The 12033-nt window shown below is 65.6% G+C and carries 11 protein-coding genes; 6 read left to right on the top strand and 5 right to left on the bottom strand.

From position 1 onward, the window contains the following. Positions 1-199 precede the first annotated feature (199 nt). Positions 200-550 carry a hypothetical protein gene (locus tag ACFTWF_RS23735; protein ID WP_378463627.1) on the bottom strand — a complete coding sequence of 117 codons (351 nt, stop codon included), beginning with the start codon at positions 548-550 and terminating at the stop codon, positions 200-202. 65 nt (positions 551-615) lie between these two features. Here ACFTWF_RS23735 and ACFTWF_RS23730 point away from each other — a divergent pair, with 65 nt between their 5' ends. From ACFTWF_RS23730 to ACFTWF_RS23715, 4 genes are all read left to right on the top strand, one after another. After that, positions 616-804: a hypothetical protein gene (locus tag ACFTWF_RS23730; protein WP_378463626.1), complete on the top strand. Its 189-nt coding sequence runs from the start codon at positions 616-618 to the stop codon at positions 802-804. A gap of 1036 nt (positions 805-1840) precedes the next feature. Continuing rightward, a complete protein-coding gene (locus tag ACFTWF_RS23725; RefSeq protein WP_378463814.1) occupies positions 1841-2251 on the top strand; it encodes a type II toxin-antitoxin system HicA family toxin in 411 nt (136 codons plus the stop codon). Then, on the top strand, positions 2163-2498 hold the full coding sequence (locus ACFTWF_RS23720; protein WP_378463813.1) for a HicB family toxin-antitoxin system: 336 nt from the start codon (positions 2163-2165) through the stop codon (positions 2496-2498). Before ACFTWF_RS23725 ends, ACFTWF_RS23720 begins: the two co-directional genes overlap by 89 nt. Before the next feature lie 273 nt (positions 2499-2771). Then, entirely contained in the window at positions 2772-4010 is a 1239-nt protein-coding gene (locus ACFTWF_RS23715) for an HNH endonuclease (RefSeq protein WP_378463625.1), read from the top strand. Positions 4011-4059: 49 nt separating this feature from the next. On the opposite strand, the gene ACFTWF_RS23710 is transcribed toward ACFTWF_RS23715, so the two are convergent. The 4 genes from ACFTWF_RS23710 to ACFTWF_RS23695 form a co-directional block, all read right to left on the bottom strand. Beyond that, positions 4060-5208 (bottom strand): LLM class flavin-dependent oxidoreductase, encoded by a 1149-nt coding sequence (locus ACFTWF_RS23710; RefSeq protein ID WP_378463624.1) that lies wholly within the window; start codon positions 5206-5208, stop codon positions 4060-4062. Next, positions 5205-5426, bottom strand: a complete 222-nt coding sequence (locus ACFTWF_RS23705; protein ID WP_378463623.1) for a hypothetical protein — start codon at positions 5424-5426, stop codon at positions 5205-5207. The genes ACFTWF_RS23710 and ACFTWF_RS23705 overlap by 4 nt, the downstream gene beginning before the upstream one ends. A gap of 45 nt (positions 5427-5471) precedes the next feature. Continuing rightward, positions 5472-8111: a LuxR C-terminal-related transcriptional regulator gene (locus ACFTWF_RS23700; protein ID WP_378463622.1), complete on the bottom strand. Its 2640-nt coding sequence runs from the start codon at positions 8109-8111 to the stop codon at positions 5472-5474. A gap of 1186 nt (positions 8112-9297) precedes the next feature. Continuing rightward, positions 9298-9936, bottom strand: a complete 639-nt coding sequence (locus ACFTWF_RS23695; protein WP_378463621.1) for a hemerythrin domain-containing protein — start codon at positions 9934-9936, stop codon at positions 9298-9300. 686 nt (positions 9937-10622) lie between these two features. Here ACFTWF_RS23695 and ACFTWF_RS23690 point away from each other — a divergent pair. Together ACFTWF_RS23690 and ACFTWF_RS23685 are read left to right on the top strand one after the other, a co-directional pair. After that, a complete protein-coding gene (locus tag ACFTWF_RS23690) occupies positions 10623-10772 on the top strand; it encodes a hypothetical protein (RefSeq protein ID WP_378463620.1) in 150 nt (49 codons plus the stop codon). Between the two features lie 199 nt (positions 10773-10971). Further along, a complete protein-coding gene (locus ACFTWF_RS23685) occupies positions 10972-11151 on the top strand; it encodes a YegP family protein (RefSeq protein WP_378463619.1) in 180 nt (59 codons plus the stop codon). The last annotated feature ends 882 nt before the right edge of the window (positions 11152-12033 follow it).

Here is a 12033-nt window from a genome sequence, read left to right as displayed (position 1 = left end):
TGCCGTATTCGGGGCGCTCGGGGCGGGGCGCGCTTCCGGCGGTGGGGTGTGGCCTGGGCTGTTAGTGTATGATTCCGCGGTGCTGCTTGGCCTTTTTTCCAAATCGCGGTGTGCGGGGGTTATTGCCCCGCCCCCACTGCGATATATCGGCGAGTCTTTGGTTGTGCCGGTCCCTGGTTGGTCGGGTCCTCAGATCTGGTCACGGTCGTGTGGGAGGCGTTGCGCGCCGACGACCGGGCGTTGCATCGTCGGTTGTTGTCGATCCGGGCGGCGGCCGGGTTGCCCGGGGAGTTTTCGCGTTGCGGATCTTCGGCGTGCAGGCGCTCTGGTCGGTGGCACCATCGGCGGCATCGCCGGAATGACCGCGGGCACCGTCTTCCTCCCCGGAATCGGATGGGTGCCAGTCGGCATCATCGGCACCGCCGCGGGCGCGGGTATCGGTGCCGCGGCGGCGGGTATCCCCGCCGCTGCCGCGGGCGCCCTGGTCGGTGGCGGGATCGCAGTGGCCGTGGTGACCCCGCTCGCGGCCGGCGACAAAGGTGAACCGCATGAGGTCGAAGTCCCGGACATCGACCAGGAGGCAGTGATCGCTCAGACCGAGACGGTGCTCACCGAATGGGAGAAAAGTTCATCGATGCTGTGCCGGTCGGCACCAACTACTGCATCCGCACGCTCAAGCTGTCTGACGGGGTCTACCTGGTCGACCTGTCCCTGATGAAGCCCGGCCAGCCGGTGGACGGCGGCATCCAGACCGTCACAACCCAGAAGACTGATGGCCGCTGGTTCGTCGATGTCTTCAAGTGATCTGACCCACCGGGCGGCATGGCCCCTCCGTGCACCGAAAGGAACTCCAAACCGATGACCCTGTCCCACAAGCGGCCCCGCAGGACTGCTGTTGCTGCAGCGCTTGGCGTCGGCGGTGTCGCTGCGCTGATCGCGTGCGGCGGCGATGAGGGCCGCAAGGCCGCGGCGGTCTCAGCCTCGACCAGCGGAGTGATCGCTACCGGTGCCAGCACCGATCTGGGCAGCATCATCATCGGCTGGGGTGAGGACCACTCGGATACCGAAATCACCACGCCTCGCCCCGACCAGCTCGATGCGCGTTGCTACGGGAGCGGAGACGCACTCACAGTCGACATCACGCCCCGCGCGGATGGAAGCTTCACGCCATCAGCGGATCTCAGATACTCGCCGTCGAGAACGTCGACCAGGGACTCATCCGCACCGACGTCGACGCCACCAACAGGTACCTCGACATCGACCAGTCGATTGACTGGCCCCAACCAGACGAGGTCGATATCACGGTCACCGCTGACGCCCCACCGGGCTGGAACTCACCGGGCGGCCCGGCACGGGTCCACCTGTCCGTCCACATCGGCTGCCGCTGAACTGTGGAGATGACACGTCCCGCGGAACCCATCAGGAAGTTTAGAACGGTTTCGACCACCGAAAAGGACGCTCCTCTCCGCTCCTCGGGAAAGGGCTGGTGTCGTCGTTTACCCAGCGTGACCGGCGGAGATGTCGTCGGCGTGCTCATGATGGGCACTGCACTGGCCTCCATCGGACTCGGGGGCCGAGCCTCGACCGCCTCGGCCTCCTCGCGATCGGTGGGGCGCTTTGGCGCCGGGCACATGCTGACCGCGTTCAAGACCGGTCCATGGCGCTCGCGCACCGCTACGCCTTGAGGGCGTGCGTCGGATGGATCACGGCGATTACGTCCGGAGGATGGACCGAGCGATGCGGAAGGGCTCGATGACGCGCATTCGGCCTGTCAGGTTTGCTCGACAAATCTGTCTAGTTTACTTGACTAGAAAGTGTCTAACGGGTTAGACCATTCTGGATCGCAGAGGAACCGACCAGGAAGCTCGTCAAACGCCTCAAGGCCGCCGGATTCACCGCAGAACGCACCGAAGGTAGCCACACCTTCTGGGGCGGCCCCAACGGAGCGGCGGTGTCCGTCCCCGACGGGCACAAAACCATCTCTCCGGGGGGTGGTCCGGAAGGTGAACAAGGCCATCGAGGCCAGCAAGCAGTGTCCGACCGCCGGGGCTGGCAACAGCCCCGGCCTAACCCCAAGCCTGGCAACCCAGATCCAACACCCATCGAAGGAAGAAACCATGAAGGTCTACAAAGTCGAGGTGACACGAGACGGCAAGTGGTGGATGGTGTCGATTCCCGAACTCGACGGATTGACCCAGGCCCGCCGCCTCGGCGAGACCGAGCAGATGGCGCGCGAGTTCATCGCGGTTGAAACAGGGACGCTCATCGCGGACGTTGTCGTCGACGTGGGAGTCGCGGTCGGCGCCGTCACTGATGCCAGCGCCCGAGCGGAACAGATCCGCAAGGACCGCAAGGAGGCTGCCCGACTCGAGTCGCTCGCTCTCACGGAGTCGAGGATCCTTGCGCAGTGCCTTGCGAAGGAGAACGTGCCCGTTCGTGACATCGGTGAACTCCTCGGCGTCACGTTCCAACGTGCGAGCCAGCTCGTGAACTCGTAACCCTCGCTCTCTGCGAAGATCGGACGCGCCCGTCATCTATCGGTGACGGGCGCGTGTTGTGTTTTGTAGAAGGAAGGTTCTGCCGGCTACGCGTGTGGGCGGTACCTGGGTGCTGCGGCCGTCCGGGGTCGACAACGCCCGTGTCCGCCGCGGCGCATAGCCGCCGAGAGCCGGCCAGATCCTCGCACTATCCGCCTGTAGGGCGGTGACGCGGCCAGGTTCGGGGCGTACCCGAGCCACCACTATGTCGTCCCACCCCGCTATTGTTTCGCCGTGACCCTCGCCGACATCACCCGCGAATCGGTGCTCGACGCCATCACGGAGTGCGACGAACTCGGGCAGGACCAGTTTCTTGCCAAGTACGGCTTCGCGCCAGCGCGGTTCTACCGGATCCTCTACGACGGACGCGAGTACGACTCGAAAGCGATCGTCGGCGTCGCCCACGCCCACGTCGCCGGCCGCGCGTTGACCGCAGCCGAATTCTCCGGCGGACAACACACGGTGGTCAAAGCGCTCGAAGCCCTTGGCTTCACCCTCACGACGGCACCGCAGGGTGCACCCGCGCAGCGCCGCGCCTGGCTGGTGATGACCAAAACTGAGTACCGCCGACTGGGCGGTGGCGAGAAGTACGACGACGACGCCGCCAGCCACTACAGCTGGGACAGCAACGTGGCGAACTCACGTCAAGTCTGTCCCGGCGACGCCATCGTCGTCTGGGACCAGAACGACCTCATCGGCGCCTCGGTGATCGAAACGATCACCGAGGGTGAGAAGACCAAGGCGATCGGTCGTTGCAAAGAGTGCGGGACCACGAACTACCTGGAGCGTAAGACGCTGCAGCCGCGGTACCGCTGCTATGACTGTGGAACCGCGTTCGACGAGCCGACCTTCACCGAGTCGAACGTCACAACATTTCGGACGACACACGACCAGGGATGGGTCGACCTCGCCGGCGTACTCGACGCCCAACAACTGCGCGCACTGTGCGTGAAAAAATACTCGCAGAACAGTATCCGCGAACTCCGCTGGGATGACTTCCGGGCAGCGGTCGAGGCGGCCGCACCGGGCCAGCCGCTCACGATCGTCGAAGCCACCAGCAGACAGCTCTCGGGCGGAGGTCACTCAACCCGCCCGGTCCGAGTTCGTCTCGGGCAACCCGCCTTTCGCGCGGAACTCATCCGGCGTTACGGATCGAACTGTGCCTTCACCGGGCCGTCACCAGCGGAAACACTGGAAGCCTGTCATCTGTACAGCTACGCGGACATCGGAGTCCATGACAGCGAAGGCGGACTCCTGCTCCGCCGCGATCTCCACCGGCTCTTCGACCACGGTCTCATCGCGATCGACAGTGCCGGCACCATCGACCTCACGGACGAGATCCGGAAGTATCCGTTATACGGTGCTATTCACGGAAACAAGGTGGGGATCACGCTCAGCAAGAAGCAGAAGGGCTGGGTCCAGCTGCACTGGGACGAATGGCGATCCCAGCCCTCAGGACTGCGCGCTATGTGATCAGATCCGGGTGCACGTAGGTGACCTTGCCGCCATGTCTGGGGTCTCCTCAGAGCCGTTTCATGCCGCGGAGGATGTGGATGAGTGGCAGTGATGAGGCGGTGAGGCCGACGCTGAGCCGGGGATGAAAAGCGCTGAGGTTGCCGAGGACGACGTAGCGGGCGTCGTTGTCCCGCCATTGGGCGAGTTGGTCGAGGATGTCGGTGGGGGTGCCGGTGAGGAGGGTTTCGCGGACGAGGGACGGTGGGACGCGCTGCGCGTAGTCGAGGGCGGTGGGTTCGTCGATGGTGTGGGGGAGCAGGTCCTGGGCGCCGGTGAAGTTCGGGCCGAGGGGGTGTTCGACTCCGTGGCGGGCCCAGACGTGAGCGGGGGCACAGAGGGCGAAGACGCGGGCGGGGACGGAGTTGATCATCTCGTCGACCTGGGTGTTGGTGCGGGCGGTGAGGATGAAGAAGAAGGCGGCGGGCAGGATCGATGATGGGTCGCGGTCGGCGTTGTCCGCACTGGCCCGGATGATGGCGAGTTTCTCGGCGTACTCCTTTGCGGTTTGGGCGTAGCTGGGGAGCCAGGCGTCGGCGTGGCGGCCGGTGATGCGGAGCATCCGCGGTCCGTGCGCGGCGATCCAGATCGGTGGCCGGGTTCCTTTGTGGGGTGGGATGTCGAAGACGGCGTCGCGTAGTGGGAAGAATTTCGAGTCCCGGGTGATGGGTGTGCCGCCGGAATTCCATAGGGCCCGGATGGTGGCGAGTGCTTCCTCGAATCGTGCGACGGGTTGGGACCAGTCGACGCCGTAGGGTTGGTTGCCTTCGCGTTCGCCGGGGCCGAAGCCGAGGATGGCGCGGCCGCGGCTGAGGTGGTGGAGGGTGGCGGCGGCTTGGGCGGTGACGGCGGGGTTGCGGCGGCCCGCGTCGGTGACGCCGACCCCGAGGCGGAGGCGGGCGAGGCGGTTGTGGGCGGCGAGGTAGCCGAGGGTGGTCCAGGGCTCGTAGAACGCGTCCGCCCGCGGGATCATTTTGGCGACACCGGAGTATTTGGGTTTCCAGATCGAGGCGGGTATGAGGCCGTTGAGGTGGTCGGGTAGCCACATCGAATCGGCGCCGCCGGCGATCGCGTGGGCTCGGGTGTTACGCAGTAGAAGGTCCGGGGCGTAGCGGGGATGGACGGCGGGTTCCATCAGCCCGGTCTTGAGGCCGTTCATGGTTGTGCCTCCGGTTCGGTGTCTGGGGTGGTGTGGAGTGCAGCGGTGAGTTTGGCGTCGGCGAGTTCGAGGAGCGGCGCGAGTGCGTGGGTGTCGATGTCGAGGTAGGTGCACATTTGGTCGTCGGCGACGCCGGCGTCGCGCAGTCGCAGGGCCAGGGAGTAGGGCTGTGGCAGTCGCCGTAGCGCCTGCTCGCGGGGTGTCAGTGGTGTGGTCATGGTTTCAGGGTGTGTTCGCCGTGCACGGTGGGGTGGAGTAGTGGGCTACTCCAGTTGACGGCGACCCTTGGCGCGTTGTTTCCCGGTGAGGGTCGCGCCGAGGTCGTCGCGGCCGTTGGCACCGGTTTTGAGGGAGGCGCGGTAGAGGTGTCCTTCGACGGTGCGGACGGACATGGTCAGGTGGTCGGCGATTTGTTTGTTGGTCAGGCCTTGGGTTGCGAGGGTGATGATCTCGCGTTGTCGGGCGGTCAGCGGCGATGGTTGTTGTGCTTCGCGGAGGGCGGGGGTGTGGGCGCCGCCGCAGGTGTCGGCCAGGTGTTGTGCGCGGGCGGTGGCGGCGAGGGCGGATCCGTTGCGGCCCTGGTGCCGGTAGGCGGTGGCGGCGTGGGCGGCGGCATCCGCAGCGGCGAGCAGGTCGCCCATTTCTTCGAATAGGCGGGAGGCGTCGGCGAGGCCTTCGGGGTCTCCGTCGGCGAGTGCGGTGGCGTGTTGGGCGGCGGCGGGGGCGCGTGGCCCGTCTACATGCTCGGCCAGCTCGCGAAGTCGTTCGGTGGTGGTCCGGTCCCCGAAGCGGGTCGCGGTGTGCAGGCAGACGACTTCTTGGGCGTGCTGGTCGTGTGCGGCAGCGTTGGTGGCGCCCTGGCGGGCGAGGTCAATTGCTTCGGTGGTTGTTCCGTGCGCCGCGGCCACCCAGGCTCGGGTGAGTATGTGTTGGGGCTGTTGGTAGGTGAATCCGATATGGTTCAACGATTCGCGCTTGTGCAGTATCGCGGCGGCTGCGTCATGGTCGCCTGTCATCGCTCTGACCTGTGCGATCGCGTCGAGCCACATCGTGACCCATCCGCTGATTTCGACCACCGCGGGGCGGAGTGCGAAGAGTGCTTCGATCCACTGTTGTGCGTCGGTGAGACGTCCCGCGGCCAGTGCGGCTTGACCCATCCGGATGCTGGACATGATTTGCGGCCAGCCGGGGGCGTCGGAGGTGTCTCCGCAGACCTGAACGGCGACGTGTTCGGCTTCGGTCACATAGCCGGCGAGTCGCAGGGCGAAGGTGTGGAAGTCGCAGAGCGCATAGCGGAGCGGGGAGGCGTGCGGTGATCGTGCGATGAGTTCATACCCTCGGGTGGCGATCGGTCCGATCTGATTTGTGCGTCCGAGGTCGCCCAGTCCGATGGTCAGTGCCCAGATTGCCGCCATGGTGCCGAGGTCGGTGAGTTGTGGCGAGGCCAGTGCGGTGTGTGCGTCATCGACGGCTTGCTGCGGGCGCCCCTCGTGCGCATGGATGTTGGCGTAGCACGCGGTGAGCGCGGCGGGCTCGGTAGCGGTATTCCCGGCAGTGTCGAGGACCGAGCCGGCCTGCTCCGGGCGATCGAGTAACCACAGCAGAGTCAGTGCACGCATGCACGCGACATCGGTGATCTCTCGGGTGGTGAGGTCCCTGGTCGGGATGTGCGCGAAAGTCTTCTCGGAATCGGCCCCGCAGCCGCGGGAGGCAAGCGCCAATGCTCGCGTGAGGTGAGCGTTGTAGCCGGCACCGCTGGAGATGGCGGTGGCGGCGAGTGTTTCCGCGAGGCCGGCGTCCATGAGAGAAAGAGCCGCTGCGGAGGCCTTCTCGAACAGGCATGGATCCGGTTCGAGGTCTGATTCAAGTGTCAGTACCGCGCGGCGGACGAGGTCGCGACTATCGGCGTCCGGAACGGAGCCGAGAATTGTGGCCAGTTGCGCTCGCAGCCGCTGCAGCCGGAGCGGGGTCGCGCCCCGGGTGCGACGAGTTTCGCCGTAGAGCGGGTGTGCGAGGCGGACGAGGTGGCGTCCGCGGGGTGCGACGGTGATCAATCCCGAGGAATGTGCGACCTCGACCGCGTCTGGACCGGTCAGCATCGCGAGCATGCCCTCGGCGATGGGTTCGCCGATGGCGAGGAAGTCGAGAACCGTGCAGATCGGGTCGGGTAAGGAGCCGATCTGTGTGTCGATGAGTTCCGCCAGCCCAGCGGATACGATCGGTGTTCCTGTCCAGGTCCATCTGCCCCGGTGCTGGGTCAACCGACCGGACACGAGTTCCTGGTCGATCAGATGTCGCAGGTACAGGGTGTTGCCGCGGGTGAGGTCCCACAACCGGTGGGTTGCGGACGGTTCCAGCGGGCTCCCGAGGACTGCCGTGACGAGATCCTTGGTTTCGGTTTCGGAGAGTGGTTGGAGCTCGACCCGCTGGAGGTGCCCCTCTTTCCAGAGTGCGGTGACCGCATCGGGGGCGGGTTCACCGGTTCGAATCGTGACGACGACCTTGGCGAGCCGTCGCTGGGCGAGCTGGAGGACCACGAACGCGGACAGGTCGTCGAGTAGGTGTGCGTCGTCCACCCCGAGGATGGCCTTCGCGCCCGACGGGACGGTGGTGAGGTGTTCGATGACGCCGCGGACGACGAGCATCGGGTCCTTGGCGAGGTCGCCGGCCCATTCGGCGAAGGCCCCGAGGGGCAGTGCCCGGGCGGAGGCGGTTGCGCGTGCCCATCGCGGCAGCCACCGTCCGGGACTGATGTGGGTGACCGCTTCGCGGGCGAGCCGGCTTTTCCCTACGCCGGCGGGTCCGGCGATCACGACCCCGCCGTAATCGTCGGCTGCGGTCACGGCGGCATTGATCAGGCGTAGTTCCTCGTCCCGCCCGACCAATGGCCAGACACTGGCCATGACCTCATCGTATGCACCTTCCTCGGTGAAACGCGACCACTTGGTCCGATACTTGTGGTCAACGATCGGAGCCTTCCCGCCTCGTTGGTTGCCCGATCGTCGATCTCCGGTGCGTACAGCACGACCGCCGTCCACCCTGCCGCTCAGGTTCGTTCTGGCAGCGGCGGGGTGGACGGTGCGCGAGTGCCTATCTCACCCGGCGGTTCCTGGGACGGTGGTGAATCCTTGGCTGCCGAAGCAGAAACCGTTCACTGATCCTGGTTTCCAGTCGCCGAGCATCGGAGTGACTGTCACGCTGCTCGCGTCATTCAGTGCAGGGCCGGACTCGAATCCCAGGTTGAAGCTCCCAGGTTGGTATACCGCGCAGGTCCACGACTCCGTCTTGCCGGGCAGGGGCAGAGCAGGTGCATCACTGCCGAGCATGACTCCTATGGGCAAGCCGGGCTCGGGGTCGAGGGTGGGCGCTGCTGCTGCGATGCCGGCTCCCAAAAGGAGGGCGGCAGGGGCGAGGGAGGCTGCGGCGATGATTATGCGGAGTGCGTTCTTATTCATTGGTCGTGCCTTTCTGTGTCCGGCGTGGTGCCGGGGCGGGGGGGTGGGGATGCGATCCGGAATGAGTACCGTTCATTGCTCGTATGTGCTTGGGCGGATTCATGTCCGGCGATACGGCGACGGATGGGAGCGAGTTGGTGGTGCCTGTGAAATGCGAAGTTGCGTATAGAGCACACAGACGCCCTACCTACGACCCCGCGAATGCCGTGAGTGGATAGACGGGAGGGAGCCCGATACGGCCGCACATTGCGGTAACCCGCTTGCCCTTATCGAATCCGGTGAGAGTGTCTCCGGGGCTACCGACGACCGTGTGCGGGGTAATTGTGCCGGTTACGACACAGCTCCAACTTTCACCGCCCGGTGACGAGCCGATCGTCACCTGTCCGGGGCCGGCTGTGGTCAGAGTCGGATCCGCGGATGCGGTGCCTGCTCCGATCCCGAGGAAAAACGCGGGTGCGATGGCGGCAGTGGCGATGATTGTGCGGACTGCGTTCTTGTTCATTGGTTTTGACTCTCTGGTATCTGGTGTGCTGCGGGGTTGGTTGGGGCGGGTCGTGGGGAGTGGTTTGAACTGCGGGCATCGCCTCCTTCGCGGCGGTTCGAGGGGAACTCGTGGATGAAGGGGAGTTTCGGCTTATACAGGGGCAGGTGCGGTTTCGAGTTGCTTCAGCGCACTGCGGATTCGTGAGCAGCGTCGTGATCGAAGAGTGCGTCTGGCGTAAGTGCGGCGCCCGGGTTCGAGTGCATCGGTGAGCCATTGGCGTTCCCTGGCGAGTTCCTCGGCCGAGTCGGTGTGAAGAAGATGTCGGTACAGCCAGGTGTTCCATTCGATATCCGCGATGGTCGTGGCCACGATGGGTGCGACCACGGCTTCTTCCCGGTCGAGTTGGGGCAGCAGAATGGTGCACAACCGTTCGAGTGCGCCGCGGAGGTCGTCCCGCACGCTGGTGGCCTCGGAAATCTGGTAGGCGTGGGCGGCGTGTTCGACGGCACTGGCGGCGTGGTGGACGCGAACATGTCCGGCGGCGAGTTCACGCAGGAGCGACGTCGCCGACGGGTCCCGACGGCAGGTGAGGTCCCACAGGTACGCTTCCTCGCTTACGTGGACGCGTTCGAGAAAACGGAGAGTCCACGTCAGGTGGTCGGCGAGCGCTGCGCGACGCCGGGCGGCCGGCGGGGTACGGGTGGCGAGAGCGTCGAAGATTCGGCCGAGGTCACGGCGTACGGCGTCGTGGATGATGCCGAACAGTTGCGTGTCGATTTGAGTGGACATGGCGAGTGCTCCTAGGAAACGAGGGACCGTTCGAGCAGGGGGCTGGCAGTGGGTACATCTAGAAGCCTGAGGGCAGAGGTGGTCGTGTTGAGGAGTAGTGGAGTACTCCACTGAATCCCGTATTGCCTGCGCCGGTACTCCTCCCCAGGCGGCCTACGCCTCGGATGCGCGCTGGGCGGCACTCCTCCCCAGAACGGACAGAAGAACGGGATCGGGGTGTGCAGTGCGCCCGCGTCGGACGAGACTTGGTGGGTGAATTCCTCGACGGGCCGACTTTGGGGTAGAGGCGGCGGTGGCGGTTCCCGCGCCGAGTGCGGTGACGGGCGTGAGTGTGGCGGCTATCAGTGTGCGTCGGTAAAGGGTGTTTCGCATGGCGGTCTCGTCTGGGTGCTTGGGCTATGTGGGCGGTGTGGGCAGGCGCCATCGCGTCCTCTGCGCGGAGACCGGTTCATCGCGGGGCAATCGTCGGCACCGACGCGGAGGCGCTGAATGCCCGTCTGACGGCGGTGGGACCGGATCGGGACCCGGTCGACGAATCGGTCCCGCTCGGCCCCGGGTGGCCCGCCTGGGACCTGGAAACCGCACTGTGGGCGCTGCCGGGATCGGCCGCACGAAGGCCATGAAGCTGATCGCCCGCAAACGTCCCCGGCTGTACCTGATCTGACCCGATCTGGGATTCGGTGGTGATGGGGGTTGTGGGCACTGCACGCGCTCACCTGAATCCGGTGCGGGAGGCGTTGCGGGCCGACGACGGGGCGTTGCACGGGCGGTTGCTGAAGATCCGGGCCGCGGCCGGCTGCCGGAGGAGATTTCGGCGTTGCGGGTCTTCGACGTGATTGCGTGGATGGACGGCACGAATCGGGGCCTGGGGCAGCGCGCTGACCAGGAAAGATGACACGTCCCGGAGACCTGGAAGAACCGCGGTCGAGGCTGCCCTCGGGAATGTGGTGTTCCGCCGCTGGCGGGGGAGCGGTCGGCTTACCGTGAGGTGGGCGGGGTCCGCGACCGGCGTGGACCCCGGCGGGAGGTGTGGCGATGACTGCAAAGTTCGAGTTGTTCAAGGACACGGCAGGCAAGTTCCGGTTCCATCTGAAGGCGGCTAACGGGGAGATCATCGCGGCGAGTCAGGGGTACACGACGAAGGCGGCGGCGCAGAACGGGATCGCGTCGATCAAGAACAATGCCGGCACCGCCCCGACCGAGGATCTGACGTAGAGCTGACCAGGGCGGATGACACGTCCCGCTCGTGTTCGCTCGGTTCACTCCCTCTTCTGCTCGGGTGCGGGCTGGGACTGGGACGACTGGTGCGGGCACCGGGGCGGGATGCTTGCGGGTGCGTCTGCGGCGGCGCGGGAGTTGCTGCTGACGGTGCTTGATGGTCCACCGGGTGGGCAGTACGTGGAGGGCCGCGAGGGTCGGCTCTGGCTGGACCCGGCACCGACGTGAGAGGCGTACCTCATGCGCGGCCGCATCCGAAGCCCCGGGGTGCGGGCCGCGCCGCGGCCGGCGGGTGTAATGGTGTTGTGACCTGGTGTGATGACATGTCCCCGGTTTGTGATGTGGGGGTGCCGGCGACCCTCACGGGGTGGTGCCGGAGCCGGGTGTGGGGTGTCGGCGGGGCGCGCGTGGTGTCTGTTTCGCCCGTTTTCGGAGCCTTTTTGAAAAGTGTTGATGTGCAGCATGTTTGAGTAAGTAATTGGTACATAGGCATTTACGTAGATTATGCACAAACATGAGATCGTAAGGTACGTAATATGTTGTAGATCAAATAATTTGGAGTTTTATCTGTTTTCGAGTGTTGTGGGCGTGTTGGGGGTGAGCTGGTATGCTGTGGGTATGACATCGAGTGGTGCAGGGAGGGAGTTGGCGGCGGGTCGTGTGCACCATCCCGCGTCCCCAGCCTCGTTGGGGTGTGGGGGACCGGATCGAACGCTCCGATCAAAAAATGCTGCTGAGAACCTAATGTCGGAAACTCAGAGGAGCGAAGCGACTCGATCGACGGCAACGCAACTGGACCCACTGCGAGCCGCGCAGCGGCTCCCTGGCGGGGAGCGAAGCGACTCGCCCCGTCTCCCGGTGCGGAGCACCGGGAGTAGC

The organism is Rhodococcus sp. NPDC056960 (assembly GCF_042674125.1).
In the GTDB taxonomy this organism is placed as follows: Bacteria; Actinomycetota; Actinomycetes; order Mycobacteriales; family Mycobacteriaceae; genus Rhodococcus_F.
The sequence above is the reverse complement of the archived record's forward strand: the minus strand, read 5'-3'. Positions and strand labels throughout refer to the sequence as shown.